Below are 16,613 nucleotides of genomic sequence, written 5' to 3'. Positions count from 1 at the left end.
ACGACCACGGGCAGGCTACAGACATGAAACTCGACTCGGCCGGTCTGCAGGTGCTCACCCACGAGGAGTGCATGCGCCTGCTGCCTTCACGCCCGATCGGGCGGATCGTCTTCACCGACCGCGCGCTGCCGGCAGTGCAGCCGGTCAACTTCTGCCTGGACGAGCAGGACATCGTCATCCGTACGGCGGCCGGCTCCAAGCTGGCCGCCGCCACCCGCCACGCGGTCGTGGCCTTCGAGGCCGACGACTTCGACACCGAGGCGCGTAGCGGCTGGTCGGTCACCGTCGTAGGGTATGCCCGCGTCGCCGACGACCCGGCAGAGATCGCCAGGCTGGAAAGACTGCCGCTGACGCCGTGGGCCCGAGGCCGTGACCACTTCATCGTCATCACCGCGGTGGAGGCCACCGGCCGGCGCATCCAGCAGCCCACCTGACTCCATGGAGCTGCCAGATCAGCGAAGCTCGGCCTCTGGCCCAGCCGCTCGTACTGGCCTGGGACGGGTCGCCCAGAATGGCGGCCATGTGGGCCAGCACGTCGGCGTGCTCTCCGGGGCCGCGCGACAGCGGGTCCTGGACGTCGTGCCCGGTCATCCGGAGCACCGCAGGTTGTACAGCGCGGCTCCAGCTGACGCCTGGACGAGTAAGTCCTAAGTCGCCTCGGTACGGAGTGCGTACATGGCGGAGGGTGTTGACGATCGGTTCGTGAAGACAGACCTCAACACCCTTCTCACCGCACTGTACGTCAGCATCGACGACTGGCTCGGCCACCGGTCCCGGCTGGGACGCAAGCAGATACTGGCCGACGCCGAACTGATCACCCTGGCCGTGGCCAGGTCCTGCTTGGCATCCATTCCGAGGCCCGCTGGCCGCGATACGTACCCGAGCATCTGCCCGGCGCCTTCCCTACCTGCCCGGCCAGTCCTGCTACAACAGGCGCCTGAGCAAGGCAGGCGGTGGCAGGGACACGTCGGCGAGAAGCCACGCGCGGGGATTCCAGGTCCCTGGTCGCTGACCTCGCAGCACAGGACGCCATCCCCGCACCACAGGCTCAGCCTGCCTGCTTCCCCGCCGTGCACCACGGCGTTGACCACGCCCTCGTCAACCTCCAGGACCTCTTCGGCGACTGCGCAGGCGGTGTCTGCGTGGCCGCTGGTCACCATGATCACCCGGATGCCGCCGGCTCGGGCGCGGCAGTGCCGGAGGTCTACGAAGAGCGAGGACGTTCGTCCCACGCACGGATGCCCTAAGGCCGATGTGATCGAGCAGCCCGTGCACGAGGGTGGAAGGAGAGCTCCGACGAAGACGAAGGGGGAACGATGATCGCGACGGATGCGTGGCGGGGGTTTCGTGGCGCGGACTGGAGGTCCGGCGTGGACGTGCGGGCATTCATCCAGGCGAACTACACCCCGTACCAGGGCGACGACCGGTTCCTGACAGGGCCGACGAAGCGCACCCGCGCGGTGTGGGAGAAGGTCTCGGCGCTGTTCCCCGAGGAGCGGCGGCGGGGGATCCTCGACGCCGACACCACTACCCCGTCGTCGATCACCGCGCACGCGCCCGGCTACATCGACCGGGACCGTGAGCTGATCGTGGGACTGCAGACGGACGCGCCGCTGAAGCGGGCCATCATGCCCGCGGGCGGGCTGCGCATGGTGGAGAACGGCCTGGCCGCCTACGGCCACAAGCTCGACCCGGCGGTGAAGGACATCTTCACCAAGTACCGCAAGACCCACAACAACGGCGTGTTCGACGCGTACACGCCGGAGATCCTGGCTACCCGCCGTTCCGGCGTCATCACCGGCCTGCCGGACGCCTACGGCCGCGGCCGCATCATCGGTGACTACCGCCGCGTCGCCCTCTACGGCGTCGACCGGCTCGTTGAGGCCAAGCAGGCCGAGCTGCGCTCCCTGGACGACGCCGACGCCACCGACGCCGTGATCCGCGACCGGGAAGAGCTGGCCGAGCAACTGCGCGCGATGGAGGAGCTGAAGGTGATGGCCGCCTCCTACGGCCATGACCTCTCCCGTCCGGCCGCGACCGCGCGGGAGGCGATCCAGTGGCTGTACTTCGCCTACCTGGCCGCGATCAAGGAGCAGAACGGTGCCGCCATGTCCCTGGGCCGCACCTCCACCTTCCTCGACGTCTACCTGCAACGCGATCTCACCGAAGGCCGCATCACCGAGGAGGGCGCGCAGGAACTCATCGACGACTTCGTGATCAAGCTGCGCATCGTCCGCTTCCTGCGCACCCCGGAGTACGACCAGCTCTTCTCCGGCGACCCCACCTGGGTGACCGAGTCGATCGGCGGCATCGGCGAGGACGGCCGCCCGCTGGTCACCCGCACCAGCTACCGCTATCTGCAGACGCTGCGCAACCTCGGCCCGGCGCCGGAGCCGAACCTGACCGTCTTCTGGTCGCCGCGCCTGCCGGAGCCGTTCAAGCGCTTCTGCGCGGCCCTGTCGATCGAGACCAGCGCCATCCAGTACGAGAGCGACGAGCTGATGCGCCCGCGCACCGGCGACGACACCGCCATCGCCTGCTGCGTGTCGGCCGCCCCGGTCGGCAGGCAGATGCAGTTCTTCGGCGCCCGCGTCAATCTGGCCAAGACCCTTCTGTACGCCATCAACGGCGGCCGCGACGAGATCACCGGCGCCCAGGTCGGGCCCGCCCACCCACCTCTGACCGGCGACGTGCTCGACTACGAGCAGGTTTCCAAGGCGCTGGACCGGATGATGGACTGGCTGGCCCGCACCTACGTCAACGCGCTCAACATCATCCACTACATGCACGACAAGTACGCCTACGAGCGCCTTGAGATGGCCCTGCACGACTACCCTGTCAAACGCACCCTGGCTTGCGGCATCGCCGGCCTGTCCGTCGCCGCCGACAGCCTCTCGGCCATCAAGCACGCCCGCGTCAAGGTCATCCGCGACGCCACCGGCCTCGCCGTCGACTACCACGTCGAAGGCGACTACCCGGCCTACGGCAACAACGACGACCGCGCCGACGCCATCGCCGTCGACCTCGTCCGCTCCTTCATGACCAAGATCCGCGAGCACCGCGCCTACCGCGGCGCCGAGCACACCCAGTCCGTGCTCACCATCACCTCCAACGTCGTCTACGGCAAGCACACCGGCAACACCCCCGACGGCCGCCGCACCGGCGAGCCGTTCGCCCCCGGCGCCAACCCGAGCAACGGCCGCGACCGTCACGGCCTGATCGCCTCCGCCCTGTCGGTCGCCAAGCTCCCCTACAATCAGGCCCTCGATGGCATCAGCCTGACCAGCACCGCCACCCCGGACGGGCTCGGCCGCTCCCCGGAGGAGCGCGTCGCGAACCTGGTCGGCATGCTGGACGGCTATTTCGACGCCGGTGGCTTCCACATGAACGTCAACGTGCTCACCCGCGCGGTGCTGCTGGACGCCATGGAGCACCCCGACCGTTACCCGCAGCTGACCGTCCGCGTCTCCGGATACGCGGTCAACTTCGTCCGTCTCACGCCCGACCAGCAGCGCGACGTCGTCAACCGCACCTTCCACGGCTCGATGTGAACGGCCTGAGATGAACGGTTCTGTCAGCTCCTGGGACCTGTCGGTCGGCGTGGACGGCCCCGGCACCCGCTTCGTCGTCTTCACCGCCGGCTGCCCGCTGCGCTGCCTGTACTGCCAGAACCCCGAGACCTGGCGGATGCGCGACGGCCGCCAGGTCACCGCCGAGGAAGTCATGGCGGAAATCGCGAAATACCGGCGTTTCATCTCCGTCGCCGGCGGCGGGGTGACCATCAGCGGCGGTGAACCGCTACTGCAGCCTCGCTTCACCGCCGAGCTGCTGCGCCGCTGCCATGACAGCGGTCTGCACACCGCCCTGGACACCTCGGGCCTGCTCGGCATCCGCGCCACCGACGCCACGCTCGCCGACACCGACCTGGTTCTGCTCGACATCAAGTCCTACGACCCGGCCACCTACCGCCGCCTCACCGGCGGACCGGTCGAACCCACCCTGCGCTTCGCTCGCCGCCTCGCCGACCTGGGCCGGCCCACCTGGGTGCGGTTCGTGCTGGTACCCGGACTCACCGACGCCCCCGACAACGTGGATGCCCTGGCCCGCTTCGTCGCCGGCCTGGGCAATGTCGAACGGGTCGACGTCCTGCCCTTCCACCGCATGGCCACCGCCAAATACGAACGCCTCGGCCTGCGCTTCCCCCTTGGTGACGTCGCACCGCCCGGCCAGGGGCTGCTCGATCGGGTGCACGACCAGTTCCGAGCCCACGGCGTGACCTCGATCTGAGACATCACGCTCGAAGAGCCACGAGCTCCAGCTTGCGATCTTGCCACGGCTTCCTCCCCCAGCCGCCCATCGGGCCCCCACGACGGCGGCCTCGGCTACGGCGGCGTGGTTGCAGAGCATCTCCTCCGCCTCGCGCGGGTAGACGTTGTAGCCGCCTCGGATGATCAGCTCTTTCCTGCGGTCGATGGTGAAGAGGAATCCGTCCTATTCGACGTAGCCGAGGTCGCCGGTATGCACATCGATCCCAGCCACGCGCGCCGACCCTGAGTCGGCAACCGAGAGCGTCGAGAGGATCTTCACTGTGGTCGACTTGCCGGCCCCGTTCGGCCCGAGCAGCCCGAAGATGCTCCCCTTCGCTGCGGAAAGCTCAACCCCCGCAGTGCCGTGATCGGCGCCTTGCTCCGGCCCGCCGGATTCGTCCAGGGCAGAAGAGCCGGCGGGCCCGCCGGCTCTGTTTTCTGCCACGTGTCAAGCCTGGTGTTGACCAAGCCGCCAACCGTGCGATGCCGATGCACGGACAGCTCCCCCAGCCGCGCCATTGGACCGCGGACCAGGTCTTACCGCCGGGGCAGCTGTAGGACAGGTTCAGCCGGCGGAGGAGGGAAGGATGCCTGCCTGATGGAGATGGCGGCGGGCCGCCGCGATGGCCTCCGGCGTGGAGGCGAACACCTGCCCGGCCTCGTCCAGCCGGGCGATCACGCCCAGGGCGTGCAGCGGCCGGTGGTGACCGTCGCGGATGCCGGAGACGTACACGGTGATGCCCCGTCGTTCCAGGCGGGCGATGGCGTCGCCGAGCACAAGGGCGCCGCTGGCGTCGATCGTGGTGATGCGTGACATGCGCAGGATGACCACCGAGACGTCGGCCACCTCCGACAGCTCCAGCAGGAACCGGTGCGCCGCGGCAAAGAACAGCGGCCCGTCCAGCCGGTAGGCGACGATGTGCTCGGCCAGCAGCTCGTGCTCCTCGGCGTCGTGGTCGCCGGGCAGGTCGGCCTGCAGGGGTACGGTATCCAGGCGGACGTTCCTGGCGATGGCGCGCAGGGCGAGCGCGCCGGCGACGATCAGGCCGACGATGACGGCGGTGACCAGGTCCAGGGCGAGAGTGGCGATCGCGGTCGAGGCCAGGACGACGGCGTCGGCTCGGGTGGAACGCAGCATCGCCAGCAGCGCGCCGGCCTCGACCATCCGCACCGCGGTGGCCAGCAGCACCCCGGCCAGGGCCGCCAGCGGGATCCGGGCCACCAGGTCGGCAGCGGTGAACACGATCATGCCGAGGATCGCGGCATGCGCGAGCGCGGCCAGCCGGGATGAGGCCCCCGCACGTACGTTGACGGCGGTGCGAGCGATCGCGCCGGTGGCCGGGACGCCACCGAAGAGCGGGGCGATCAGGTTGGCCAGGCCCTGGCCGAACAGCTCCCGATCGGGGTCGTGCTGATGGTTGACGCTCATGCCGTCGGCCACAGCCGCCGACAACAGCGATTCCAACGCGGCCAGCGCAGCCACCGCGATGGCGGGGGCGATCAGGGAGCTCAGCGCGGCCACGTCCAGGAACTCCAGCGACGGGGCGGGCAGCCCCGCCGGCAGGGCACCGATACGCGCCACAGGCAGCCCTGCCAGCTCAGCGAGGAGGGTGGCGGCGGCCACGGCCAGCAGCGAGAACGGCACCGCCGGCCGCCAGCGCCCACCGGCCAGGATCAACGCTGCCACCGCCACGGCCATGGCGACGGCAGCCCAGTTCGGGCGGGCGGCGAAGTCGAGTATCGCCTGCCAGGCGACGGCGAGCACCTTGTCGCCTTCCGGTGTGGGGACGCCGAGCGCGGCGGGCACCTGCTGCAGGCCGATCACGCAGGCGATGCCCATGGTGAACCCTTCCACCACCGGAGCGGGCACCAGCGTCATGAACCGGCCCGCCCGGGCTAGGGCCAGGCCGAGCAGCAGCAGACCGGCCAACACTCCCACTGTCAGCACTCCGGTGGCGCCGTGCGCGTGCATGATCGGTACCAGAACCACCGTCATCGCCCCGGTCGGCCCGGACACCTGCAGGGCGGAGCCGCCGAAGACGGCAGCCAACGCGCCGGCCACCACCGCGGTGGCCAGGCCCGCCTCCGCGCCCAGCCCGCTGGAGATGCCGAAGCCGAGCGCCAGCGGCAGCGCGACGATCGCCACCGTCAGCCCGGCCAGCAGGTCCCGGCGCGGATGGCGGCCGAAGGCGGCCAGCTCGGCCCTGGCGGGCAGGACCGAGCGCAGGCGGGCCCAGCCCGCCAGGAGCACAGGGATCACCGGTCGCCGGCCTCCGACTTGAGCAGCTCGTTCAGCAGCGCGTTGCGGCCCGAGAGCTTGGCCTGCAGCAGGTGACGGGCGGCGCGCAACAGCTCGGCCACGTCGCCTCCGGACAACGCGTACACGACGGTCGAGCCGTCCCGGCGGGCGGTGACCAGCTCCGAGCGGCGCAACACGGCCAGGTGCTGCGACAGCCCGGCCGGCTCCACCTCGATCTCGGCCAGCAGATCCCGCACGGGCATCGGCCCGTCCTGCAGCAGCTCCAGCACGCGGATTCGCACCGGGTGTCCCAGCAGCCGGAACAGCTCGGCCTTGGCCTCGTACAGGGGCACCGACATCAGGGTGCCGCCTTCCCGTCCAGGACCTGGCGGGCCGGGGCGGGATCGGCGATCGGGTCCGGGCAGGAGTCCGTCCCGTGGCTGCGATCCGTACTCACCCCGTGCGCGCGCGCCATCCGCAGCACCTCGTCCAGCGCCCCCGCTGCGGCCAGCGCCGCGTCGGCGTCGCCGTCTCGTTCGGCCACGTACAGCGCGTCGGCCGCCTCCTCGACCCGGCGCCGTATCGCCATGGCGAATGCCTCGCTCACATCTGTCCCCGCGTTCTTCCGATGCCTAGCTCGCAGCTTCACAAGAGCCGGACGATCCAGCCCTGCCAAGCATTGAGCCGTTATCATCCAATAAATTGCGAAATTTCGCAATTCGCATACGCTTGGGCTGGGTAACCACCCATCGAAGTGATCAGTCATCAGCAGCTCGCGACTAGCTCAAAAACTGCAGTGCTCGCACGGTGCCGCCCTCAGCCGACACTCGTTCCGTCACGTGGCACGGCCGATGCGCCGCAATGCCAGACCGCCTATCCTCACCATCGTCCGGAGATCCCCCATGCAAACAGACATCGGCGTCCATGACGCCTACATCACCTTCACGGTGCGTGGAGCTCTCGATCACCTGGCCGCCTGCGACCTGCAGGATCAAATCGACATGCTGATCGCTCGGCACGGCCGGCTACCATGCCTGCTGCTGGATGTCAGCGATGTGACTCGCGCCACTCAACAAGCAGCCCACGCCTTCGCTGTCCTGTTGCGCCACCAACGTGCCGGCCGCGCCGGGCCGATGGTCGTGGTGGGCCTGCACGGCCCGCTGTTGCACATCCTGCAGCGGGCCGGGCTACACACTTACCTCACCGAACGCCGGAGCCGCGAGGAGGCCACCAAGCTTCTGCTCGCCGAGCCCGCCTGCCGAGACCGTAATGCCGCTCGGTAATAGGCGCCCCGATGATCGGGCTGCAGTCGCAGAGCGAAGTCATCGCCGCCAGCCAGGGCATTCGAGAGAATCGTTGCGGCGCCGTGCCAACCACCACCCCAAACGCCTCGTTGGACGACCGTAGTGGACATCGCTCAAGGGACGGACAGCCTCGGGACGAGACGTGTTCAGCAGGCGCGTGCTGCTGAACCGAGTGGCCCTGCGACTGCGATCGTAGTGATCGACGTATTCGTTCAGAACCGAGCGCAGGTGACGCTCTGCGCAGATCAGCATGCACTCCATGCACTCGGCGCGCACCGTCTGGATGCAGTCGCCCGGCATGGCAGTTCGCCCTCGGGGTCCGCGGCGGAGTATCGAGCACCGCGATACCCACGACGGCGAACACCTCGTCGAAGATGGCGGCGAGTTCGGCGCCTCGATCGCGAATGAGGAAGCGGAACGACGCTGCTCGCTTGCCGAGATCGATGAGGAGATTGCGGGCCTGCTGAGCGGTCCACGGTCCCGCCGGAAGTGACGTCACACCCAGGATGTACGCGTGCCGTGTATTGATTTCGATCGCGAACAACACGTACATGCGCTCCAGGAATATCGTGTCAACATGGAAGAAGTCGCAGGCCAGAAGCCCATGGCCGCGAGAAGGTGTGCCAGGAGGGGTCAGGCGGGACTACTCCAGGACCTCGGACAGCGGGCGGCGAGGCATGTCCTTGTCGTCGAAGGTGACTCCGAGCCTCATGATCATCTGCGGATATTCGCCGGAGAAGAGCTCCGTTCGGAGAAATTCGCGCAGTAGATCCATTTCCAGGGCCTGCGTGTGGAAGGCGGCGCTGACACCGTGCGCGGAGGCGTACAACAGGACGTGCTGCAGCGCCTGGCCGGCGGCGATCCACTCGTCACGGCTGTCGCCCCGGGTGGTCAGGACGGCGACAACGCCGATCGCCGCCTCATTCTGCTCGCCGAGCGCGCCCCAGCCGTGCCGCCAGGCGTAGTGACGTTGCGGGAAGTCCGGCTCCGTTGGCGCCGGCTCCTGCGGGTAGCTTCCGGCGGGCACCCCGTCGGTACGGGCGCTGCCGGGGGGCCTGGCCCACCGGATGACCTCCAGGTTGAACCGCTGGTCCTGCGTCTGCACGCCCTGCGCCGCCTGGGTGAGCGCGGCGAGCACGTTCACAGCCTCGGCAGAGCGGATGGGTGTCAGCTTGGCGCCCTCGCTCATGGCAGCCTTCACCAGCGACTCGATGAGCTGGTCGGGCACCGGCACGTCGGCGAACCCGGCCCGATGGGTGCGGCGCCGCTCGATCTCGCCGCCGAGCACCCAGGTGGCCTCGTCGGCCTCGGTTTCATTTCCCAGCCTGATCGTCGCCAGGAGGCCCGGCCGGTCGGGGTCGGGCAGGATCCGCACGATGGGTTCGTAGCCCTCGCAGCGGATGGCGGTGCGCATGGTGAACAGGGCGGCGCCGCAGCTGATCAGCAGTTCCCGGCCTGAGGCATCTTCGACCGCCAGCTTTCTCTCGGTGTCGGCCCTCAGGCCGATTTCCTCGCCGGAGACGTTGAAGGTCCAGGGCTGGGTGTTGTGCACCGACGGAGCCCAGCGGCCGGCGTCGACGGCCGCGTCCAGTGCCTGTTTCGGCGAGCGGGTGATCATGGTCCACCTCCAGGGGACGATGAGTTCAGCGCATCACACCGGAGGCGTCCGGTGAAGCGCGGCGTCCTCTTGCTTGCCAAGCCTTGTACGCGGCATCGGCGGCGATCATGACGGGGATGGCCAGCGCAGCCAGCAGCCATCCGGCCATCGGGGGAAAGGCCCCGCCGAGCAGGCCCGCCACGGCGGGCAGTCCGAGGAAGAGCAGGAGCAGGACCGCTTCGAAGGCGATCGCGCCCAGCAGCAGGGGGTTGCTGCGCCAGCGGATCCTGCCGATCCAGCGGGACTCGCTGCGGCAGGCGAAGGCGTTGGCGAACTGGCCGAGCACGATGGCGGCGAACGCGGCGCCCGAGGCGGCGGCGAGCAGGCCCAGGTCAGGAGCGGTGCCGAACTCCCAGCCACCGAGCAGCAACACGCCGAGGAACGCTCCCATCTCGGCCAGGGCCTGCGCGGGACCGAGCACGCCGAACACGCGGACCAGCACGCGGCGGTCGATGAGGTTGCCGGTGCGGGCCGGCCCGTGCATGGTGCGGGGATTGGCCGGTTCGGCGCCCAGCGCGAGCGCGGGCAGCAGGTCGGTGCCGATGTCCAGGGCCAGTACCTGCAGCACGCTCAGCGCGAGTGGGATGGTGCCGCCGGACAGGGCCCAGACGGCGAACGGGGCCAGCTCGGCCACGTTGTCGGTCAGGTGGTAGGTGAGGGAGCGGCGCACGTTGGCGTAGGTGGCGCGGCCCAGCTCGATCGCGGCGACGATGGTGGCGAAGTGGTCGTCGAGCAGCACCAGGTCGGCGGCCTCGCGAGCGACGTCGGTGCCGGAGGCGCCCATGGCGATGCCGATGTCGGCCTCGCGCAGCGCGGGCCCGTCGTTGACGCCGTCCCCCGTCATGGCGACCACGTGGCCGCGTGAGCGCAGCGCGCGGGCGATGCGTAGCTTGTCCTCGGGGGTCACGCGTGCGACCACGACGCCGTCGCGGTCCAGGAGCTCGCCCAGGGCCGCGTCGTCCGTCGGCAGGTCGGCGCCGGTGACGACGAGTTCCTCCTCGCCGAGCAGGCCGACCTCGGCGGCGATGGCGCGGGCCGTGCGCGGGTGGTCGCCGGTGACCATGGCCAGCTTGATGCCGGCGATGCGGCACTTCCAGATCGCCTCCGCGACGTCGTCGCGGGGCGGGTCGTGCAGGCCGACCAGGCCGAGGAACTCCAGGTCCCGCTCCTCGGCCGTGTCGCCGCGGGCGACCGCCAGCACGCGCAGGCCCCGGTCGCTCATCCTGGCCAGTGCCTCATCCACGCCGGGCACGGCGTGGCAGAGCGGCAGCACGGCGTCCGGGGCGCCCTTGAGATGCAGCCGGCCGCCGACCACGACGGAGGCGCGGCGCCGTACCGGATCGAACGGGAAGCGTGCGGTGATCTCATCGTCCACGGCGGCGTGCAGGCGCAGCGCTTCGACGTGCAGGGCCACCTCCATGGGGTCGCCGACCGCTTTCCCGCCGCTCATGCGCCCGGTCGAGCTGAGGACGGCCGAGCGCAGCACCTCGGCGGGCGAGGCGGCGGGTGACCAGAGGTCGGCCACCGTCATCTCGTTGCGGGTGAGCGTGCCGGTCTTGTCGGTGCAGATGAAAGTGGCCGAGCCCAGCGTCTCGACCGCCTCCAGGTGGCGTACCAGGGCGTTCTGGGCGGCCATCCGCTGGGCGGCCCGCGCCAGCGAGAGCGTTACCGTCGGCAGCAATCCTTCGGGGACCAGCGCCACGGTGACGCCCAGCGCGAACAGGAAACTCTCCGCCGGCTCCATGCCCAGCAGCTGTGCCAGCCCGAAGAACGCGGCTCCCACGGCCAGCGCGATCCCGGCGACGACCCTGACCACCTTGCCGATCTGCACGGACAGTGGGCTGGGCGGCCGGGTGGCCTCCTGGGTGAGCCTGGCGATTCCGGCCAGCCGGGTGTGCCCGCCGGTGGCGACCACCACGGCCTCGGCCTCGCCCTCCACCACGAACGTGCCCGCGAAGGCGCGCTCACCTGCGGCGGGGTGTACCAGGCGGCTCTCCCCGGTGAGCATCGACTCGTTGATCCCCAGCGCGTGCACCTGCGCGAGTTCGAGGTCGGCCGAGATCCGGTCGCCCGCCTCCAGGAGAACCACGTCCCCGGCGACCAGCCTGGCGGCCTCGATCGAGAGTCGCCTGCCGTCGCGGCGCACGACCACGTTGGCCGGGATGAGCTCGCGCAGCCGCTGGGAGGCCTTGTCGGCGCGGTACTCCTGGGCGAAGGCGAAGACGCCGTTGAGCAGCACGACGATGACGATCGCCACGGCGAGCTGCGGCATCCCGGCCAGCAGCGCGAGCACGGACGCGCCCCACAGCAGCAGCGCGAAGAAGTGCACCATCTGGCGCAGCAGCAGCACGACCGCGGATGTGCGGCGGGCGGATGGCAGGACGTTCGGCCCGTCCCGGGTGAGCCGTGACGCCGCCTCGGCGGCAGTGAGTCCTCGCCCGAGCTGCGACACAGTGGTCATGACTTCACTGTGGGCGCCTGGTCCGCCTCCGGGCAGGGACCTTTGGCACCGGCGTGCGGGCCGTCCGGCCCTCATGGGCGTCCGGCGGGTGCGGCAGCGTTGCACGCAGAGGGTGTACGCGATATCCGCTTCACTCGCGACCGAGTTCGGCGTCCGGCGGCTGCTGGTGACGGCCGGTCAGGCGCCGTCGATGCTCAACACCCAGCCGTGGCGCTTCCGGGTCGTCCGCGGCGAGTACGTCGAGGTACTGGCCGACCTGGACCGGCGGCTGCGCGTCAGCGATCCGCGCGGCCGCAACCTGCATGTAAGTTGCGGGGCGGCCCTGTTCAACCTGCGCCTGGCGATTCGCACCGCCGGGCAGCGGCCGATGGTGTGGCTGCTGCCCTCGCCCGGGGAGGAGCCCGAGCTGCTGGCGGCCGTACGTACAGGCGGCGCGTTGCCCGTCCCCGAGCAGTACCGGGAACTGTACGACCTCATCCCGGTGCGCCGCACCAGCCGCCGGCCTTTCGCCGATCGTGCCCTGCCTTGCGCGGTGATGGCCCGGCTGCGGCTCGCCGCCTCCCGGGAGGGCGCTGCCCTCGTCCCGCTCGACCGGCACGCCACGATCGACGCGCTCGACCACGCCGCGATCGCCGAGGGCGAGCTGGCGCGCGACGACGACTACCGGGCCGAGGTGGCCGCCTGGACGATGCCGGGCGCGTGCTACGACGGCGTGCCCCACCACACGCACGGGCCGCACGCCCTGAAGGACCCGTCCCCGGTCAGAGACTTCGGGCGGCAGGAGTACGAGGCCCGGTTCGAGGAGCGGCCGCAACTGGCGGTGCTGACCACCATGGGTGATCGCCCGGTGGACTGGTTGCGGGCCGGTCAGGCGTCGCAGCGGGTCCTGTTGGTGGCCGCCCGGTACAACGTGTCGGCATCGTTCCTGAACCAGCCGCTCGACCTGCGGGACATGCGCCGGCGCCGCGACCCGCACCACCGGCGGGGGCACCCTCAGATGATCATCCGGTTCGGCTACGGCTCGTACGTGGCCCGCAGCCCGCGCCGCCCGGCTGCCGAGCTCGTGGCCGGGTGACGACTCAGCCCACCACGGCGACCGGGCAAGGAGCGTGCTGGAGGAGGAAACCAGCGGAGCCGGCACGCTTGCGGCTGACGACCATGAGCGTGGCGGATTCGTGTTCGGCGGCGGGCTGGACCCGTACCTGCGGATGGCGCGCCGCCCACTCGGCGAGGTCTGTCGCGTGGGCGAGCGGCAGCTGGCGCAGGGCTGCCTCGTCGCGGGCGAATTCCAGCACGGAGGCGTCGGGTTCGCGCTCCGTCACGACGATGGGGCCGGGATGTGTGGCGGCTGGCAGCGGACCTGGCCCTCGCACGACGATCACGGGACAGCGTGCGTGGGTGGCGACGTATCCGGCCACCGAGCCCATGACCGCTCTGGGCAGTGCGCTGAGCCCTCTCGATCCGACCACGACGAGCGTGGCGTCCTGCGAGAGCTCGACGAGGCGTTCGGCGGCGGGTCCCTCGTGGAGGTCCGTCTCGACGCGGACGCCGGAGCTGGTCTGGCGGGCGCAGTCGGCGCCGTGCCACAGCACGTGTTCGGCGGCCTTGCGCAGGTGGGCCTTGGCCTCCTCCTCCGCCCGGCCGTAGGGCCACTGCCAGGCGTGGGCGACGGTCAAGGGCAGCTTCCTGAGCTCGGCCTCGTCCATGGCCCAGTCCAGTGCCTGCATGGAGAAGTCAGAGCCGTCGTAGCCGAGCACGATCCGGTTCATGACCATGGCCTCCTGTCTCGACATGGATGTTACGCTCTCCCGCCCCTCAGGAGCCGCTGCGACACCACGGTGGGCGTGCCACCAGCGTTGCCCCTGCGTCGGCGCCTCCGGCAGGGACCTTCGACCTTGATGCCGGGGCCGTCCGGCACTGCCTGCCGCACCCGCCTCCCGACAGCCTCAGAGCTGAGAGCACGCCCTTCAGGAACGGGAGACGGACCATGTCCGAGGGTTACGACGTCCTGCTGCGCGACGGCGGCATCGCCCACGTGCGCCGGCTGCACCCCGACGACCGTGCGGCCCTGCACGAGCTGGTGGAGCGCTCGTCGGAACGCTCGGCCTACCTGCGCTTCTTCACCGGCGGCCGGAGCACCGCCCATGCCTACATGGATCGCATCACCTCCGGCGTCTACCGCGGGCACGCTCTGGTGGCGGCTCTGCGGGGCCGGCTGGTCGCGGTCGCGGAGTACGTCCCCATGGACGACGGCAAGGCCGACCTGGCCATCCTCATCGACGACGCCGTGCACGGCCACGGGCTGGGCACGCTGCTGCTCGAACACGTCGCCTTGGACGCGACCGAGCACGGAGTGGACACGCTGGTCGCCGACGTGCTGGCCGAGAACCGGCCGATGATCCGGGTGCTGCACGACCTCGGACTTGACGTGGCGCGGCGCTTCGAGGGCGGCATGATGCACCTCGACATCGCCGCTCGCCCCACGGCCCGGCTGCGGCAGGGCGTCGAGGCCCGCGATCACGAGGCTGCGCGAACGTCCCTGGCCCGGGTGCTCGCCCCTCGTTCGGTGGCCGTGATCGGCGCGAGCCGCAACGAGCGGGCGGTGGGCCACAAGGTGCTGCGTAATCTGCTCGACGGCGGCTTCGACGGGCCGATCCATCCGGTCAACCCGCACGCCGCCGAGGTGGCCGGGCTGGCCTGCCACGCCAAGGTTCCCGACGGCGTGGATCTGGCCGTGGTGGCCGTGCCCGCCCGGCACGTGCTGGAGGTCGCCAGGGACTGCGCGCAGGCCGGGGTCGCCGGGCTGATCGTGCTGACGTCGGGGTTCGCCGAGGCCGGGCAGCAGAGTGTGGAGGGCGAGCTGCTGCGGATCTGCCGTTCGGCGGGGATGCGGCTGGTCGGCCCGAACTGCCTGGGCGTGGTCAACACGGCGGTGCGGCTGAACGCCAGCTTCCTGCCGCACCGCCCGGTCCAGGGGCGGGTCGCGCTGTTGTCGCAATCGGGCGCGGTCGGGGCGGCGCTGCTGGAACGGCTGGACGTGTCATCGTTCGTGTCCGTCGGCAACAAGGCCGACGTGAGCGGCAACGACCTGCTCGAATACTGGGAGGACGACCCGGCCACGGATGTGATCGCGCTGTATCTGGAGTCGTTCGGCAACCCGCGCAAGTTCGCCCGCATCGCCCGCCGGGTCGGCAGGAGCAAGCCGGTGTTGCTGGTCAAGAGCGGCCGCAGCGGCGCGGGCGGGCGGGCGGTGCGCTCGCACACCGCCGCGGCGGCCACCCCCGACGTCGCGGTGGACGCGCTGACCCGCGCGGCCGGGGTCATCCGGCTCGACAGCGTCAACGAGCTGATCGACACCGCCAAGCTGCTGGCCGGCCAGCCGCTGCCCGAGGGGCGGCGGGTCGCCGTCGTGGGGAACTCGGGCGGCCCTCAGGCGATGGCCGCCGACGCCTGCGAGCGGTCGGGCCTGACCGTCCCCGAGCTGCCGCCCGGCCTGCTGAACGCGCGGGCCGCCGCCGCGCTCGGCAACCCGGTCGACCTGACCGCCGACGCCACCGCGGACGAACTCGGCGCCGCCATCGAGGCGCTCGTCGCCTGTCCCGAGGTGGACGTGATCCTGGTCGTCTACACTCCTCCGTTCGGCTCCGGCCTGGACCGGACCCGCCAGGCCATCGCGGAGGCGGCCAAGACGGCGGGAAAGACCGTGCTGGCCTGCGTTGTCGGCCACGACGGCATGATCGACGGCCGGATCCCGTCGTACGCGTTCCCCGAGCAGGCCGTCGCCGCCCTCTCCCGCGTCGTGCGCTACGCCGAGTGGCGCCGGGGCCCGGCCGAACCCGCGGGCGTGGTCGTCCACGTGGACGACCGCGCCGCCCGGGAGATCGTCGAGACGGAGCTGGCCGCCTCCTCCGAGGGCTGCTGGCTCTCCCCCGCCGCAACCGCCCGGCTGCTGGGCTGCTACGGCGTGCCGCTGGTCGAGTCGCTGGAGGTGGACGGCCCGGACTCCGCGGCCGAGGCGGCCCGGCGTGCCGGCCTGCCGGTCGTGCTCAAGGCCGTCGGGCCGGTGCACAAGAGCGACGTCGGCGGCGTCCGGCTCGATCTGCGCACCGAGGAGGAGGTACGGCAGACCTACCGGGAGATGGCGACCCGCCTCGGCGCCGAGATGACCGGCGCGATCATCCAGCCCATGCTGCAGGGCGGCGTCGAGATGATCGTCGGCGGCGTGAGCTACCCAGCCTTCGGCCCCCTGGTCATGGTGGGCATGGGCGGGGTGCTGGCCGATCTGCTGGCCGACCGGGCCTTCCGCGTCCCTCCAGTGACCGACGCGGCCAGCATGATCGAGGAGCTGCGCTGCGCCCCTCTCCTGCACGGCTACCGGGGTTCCCCGCCCGTGGACGCCAAGGCCCTGGCGGACCGGATCACCCGCATCGGACGCCTGCTAGATGACCTGCCCCACGTGGCGGAGCTGGACCTCAATCCGGTCATCGTCACCGCTGACGGTGCGGTCACGGTGGATGCCCGGATCAGGGTGGCGCCCTGCGAGCCTCCGCCCTCGCCGCTGCTGCGGCGGCTGCGCTGACCAACGACCGTCCCGTTCGGGACCTTCGCCTCTGAGCGCCGCCGCTTTCCCGAGGTGTGATGAAGA

Annotated in this window: 13 protein-coding genes and 2 pseudogenes; 7 read left to right on the top strand and 8 right to left on the bottom strand. The window is 70.8% G+C overall.

Annotation, left to right across the window (positions count from 1 at the left end):
* The first annotated feature begins 23 nt into the window (after positions 1–23).
* The 3 genes from AB0K28_RS20245 (at position 24) to pflA (ending at position 4,287) form a co-directional block, all read left to right on the top strand.
* Positions 24–434, top strand: coding sequence for a pyridoxamine 5'-phosphate oxidase family protein (locus AB0K28_RS20245; protein ID WP_364372028.1), 411 nt, complete (start codon positions 24–26; stop codon positions 432–434).
* A gap of 882 nt (positions 435–1,316) precedes the next feature.
* Entirely contained in the window at positions 1,317–3,551 is a 2,235-nt protein-coding gene (gene pflB / locus AB0K28_RS20240) for a formate C-acetyltransferase (RefSeq protein WP_364372025.1), read from the top strand.
* Between the two features lie 10 nt (positions 3,552–3,561).
* Complete coding sequence (pflA, locus tag AB0K28_RS20235; protein WP_364372022.1) at positions 3,562–4,287, top strand: pyruvate formate-lyase-activating protein; 726 nt, start codon at positions 3,562–3,564, stop codon at positions 4,285–4,287.
* Between the two features lie 50 nt (positions 4,288–4,337).
* On the opposite strand, the pseudogene AB0K28_RS20230 reads toward pflA, so the two are convergent.
* The 5 genes and pseudogenes from AB0K28_RS20230 to AB0K28_RS20210 all read right to left on the bottom strand — a co-directional run.
* Positions 4,338–4,521: pseudogene (locus tag AB0K28_RS20230) on the bottom strand (long-chain fatty acid--CoA ligase); the annotation flags it as partial.
* Positions 4,516–4,710 (bottom strand): annotated as a pseudogene (locus tag AB0K28_RS20225) (ATP-binding cassette domain-containing protein); the annotation flags it as partial. The pseudogenes AB0K28_RS20230 and AB0K28_RS20225, both read right to left, overlap by 6 nt.
* A 162-nt stretch (positions 4,711–4,872) precedes the next feature.
* The gene (locus AB0K28_RS20220) at positions 4,873–6,567 is read right to left on the bottom strand and encodes a SulP family inorganic anion transporter (protein ID WP_364372019.1); all 1,695 of its coding nucleotides are present in this window, start codon (positions 6,565–6,567) and stop codon (positions 4,873–4,875) included.
* Complete coding sequence (locus AB0K28_RS20215; protein WP_364372017.1) at positions 6,564–6,905, bottom strand: metalloregulator ArsR/SmtB family transcription factor; 342 nt, start codon at positions 6,903–6,905, stop codon at positions 6,564–6,566. Before AB0K28_RS20215 ends, AB0K28_RS20220 begins: the two co-directional genes overlap by 4 nt.
* Complete coding sequence (locus AB0K28_RS20210) at positions 6,905–7,135, bottom strand: hypothetical protein (protein WP_364372014.1); 231 nt, start codon at positions 7,133–7,135, stop codon at positions 6,905–6,907. Before AB0K28_RS20210 ends, AB0K28_RS20215 begins: the two co-directional genes overlap by 1 nt.
* Before the next feature lie 313 nt (positions 7,136–7,448).
* Between AB0K28_RS20210 and AB0K28_RS20205 the strand changes: the two genes are divergently transcribed.
* Together AB0K28_RS20205 and AB0K28_RS20200 are read left to right on the top strand one after the other, a co-directional pair.
* Complete coding sequence (locus AB0K28_RS20205) at positions 7,449–7,829, top strand: STAS domain-containing protein (RefSeq protein ID WP_364372011.1); 381 nt, start codon at positions 7,449–7,451, stop codon at positions 7,827–7,829.
* Positions 7,830–8,109: 280 nt separating this feature from the next.
* Positions 8,110–8,343, top strand: coding sequence for a hypothetical protein (locus AB0K28_RS20200; protein ID WP_364372008.1), 234 nt, complete (start codon positions 8,110–8,112; stop codon positions 8,341–8,343).
* A gap of 150 nt (positions 8,344–8,493) precedes the next feature.
* Here the strand turns inward: AB0K28_RS20200 and AB0K28_RS20195 are convergent, their stop codons facing one another.
* Both AB0K28_RS20195 and AB0K28_RS20190 read right to left on the bottom strand, forming a co-directional pair.
* Entirely contained in the window at positions 8,494–9,468 is a 975-nt protein-coding gene (locus tag AB0K28_RS20195) for a nitroreductase family protein (RefSeq protein WP_364372005.1), read from the bottom strand.
* A gap of 25 nt (positions 9,469–9,493) precedes the next feature.
* Positions 9,494–11,968: a cation-transporting P-type ATPase gene (locus AB0K28_RS20190; RefSeq protein ID WP_364372002.1), complete on the bottom strand. Its 2,475-nt coding sequence runs from the start codon at positions 11,966–11,968 to the stop codon at positions 9,494–9,496.
* A gap of 112 nt (positions 11,969–12,080) precedes the next feature.
* Between AB0K28_RS20190 and AB0K28_RS20185 the strand changes: the two genes are divergently transcribed.
* Positions 12,081–13,043 carry a hypothetical protein gene (locus AB0K28_RS20185; protein ID WP_364371999.1) on the top strand — a complete coding sequence of 321 codons (963 nt, stop codon included), beginning with the start codon at positions 12,081–12,083 and terminating at the stop codon, positions 13,041–13,043.
* A 4-nt stretch (positions 13,044–13,047) separates the two neighbouring features.
* Here AB0K28_RS20185 and AB0K28_RS20180 read toward each other — a convergent pair whose 3' ends face one another.
* On the bottom strand, positions 13,048–13,761 hold the full coding sequence (locus AB0K28_RS20180; RefSeq protein WP_364371996.1) for a universal stress protein: 714 nt from the start codon (positions 13,759–13,761) through the stop codon (positions 13,048–13,050).
* A 194-nt stretch (positions 13,762–13,955) separates the two neighbouring features.
* On the opposite strand from AB0K28_RS20180, the gene AB0K28_RS20175 reads away from it, so the two are divergent.
* Positions 13,956–16,547, top strand: a complete 2,592-nt coding sequence (locus AB0K28_RS20175; protein WP_364371993.1) for a GNAT family N-acetyltransferase — start codon at positions 13,956–13,958, stop codon at positions 16,545–16,547.
* Positions 16,548–16,613: the final 66 nt, after the last annotated feature.

This window comes from Nonomuraea sp. NPDC049504, assembly GCF_040676845.1.
GTDB classification, from domain to species: Bacteria; Actinomycetota; Actinomycetes; order Streptosporangiales; family Streptosporangiaceae; genus Nonomuraea; species Nonomuraea salmonea.
This window is presented reverse-complemented; position numbering and strand designations above follow the sequence as displayed.

Excerpts from the sequence above, each read along its gene's own strand:
- AB0K28_RS20210 (WP_364372014.1), bottom strand. The coding sequence starts at position 7,135 with ATGGCGATACGGCGCCGGGTCGAGGAGGCGGCCGACGCGCTGTACGTG.
- pflA (WP_364372022.1), top strand. The coding sequence starts at position 3,562 with ATGAACGGTTCTGTCAGCTCCTGGGACCTGTCGGTCGGCGTGGACGGC.
- AB0K28_RS20175 (WP_364371993.1), top strand. The coding sequence starts at position 13,956 with ATGTCCGAGGGTTACGACGTCCTGCTGCGCGACGGCGGCATCGCCCAC.
- pflB (WP_364372025.1), top strand. The coding sequence starts at position 1,317 with ATGATCGCGACGGATGCGTGGCGGGGGTTTCGTGGCGCGGACTGGAGG.
- AB0K28_RS20180 (WP_364371996.1), bottom strand. The coding sequence starts at position 13,761 with ATGTCGAGACAGGAGGCCATGGTCATGAACCGGATCGTGCTCGGCTAC.
- AB0K28_RS20195 (WP_364372005.1), bottom strand. The coding sequence starts at position 9,468 with ATGATCACCCGCTCGCCGAAACAGGCACTGGACGCGGCCGTCGACGCC.
- AB0K28_RS20245 (WP_364372028.1), top strand. The coding sequence starts at position 24 with ATGAAACTCGACTCGGCCGGTCTGCAGGTGCTCACCCACGAGGAGTGC.
- AB0K28_RS20205 (WP_364372011.1), top strand. The coding sequence starts at position 7,449 with ATGCAAACAGACATCGGCGTCCATGACGCCTACATCACCTTCACGGTG.
- AB0K28_RS20200 (WP_364372008.1), top strand. The coding sequence starts at position 8,110 with ATGCACTCGGCGCGCACCGTCTGGATGCAGTCGCCCGGCATGGCAGTT.
- AB0K28_RS20215 (WP_364372017.1), bottom strand. The coding sequence starts at position 6,905 with ATGTCGGTGCCCCTGTACGAGGCCAAGGCCGAGCTGTTCCGGCTGCTG.
- AB0K28_RS20190 (WP_364372002.1), bottom strand. The coding sequence starts at position 11,968 with ATGACCACTGTGTCGCAGCTCGGGCGAGGACTCACTGCCGCCGAGGCG.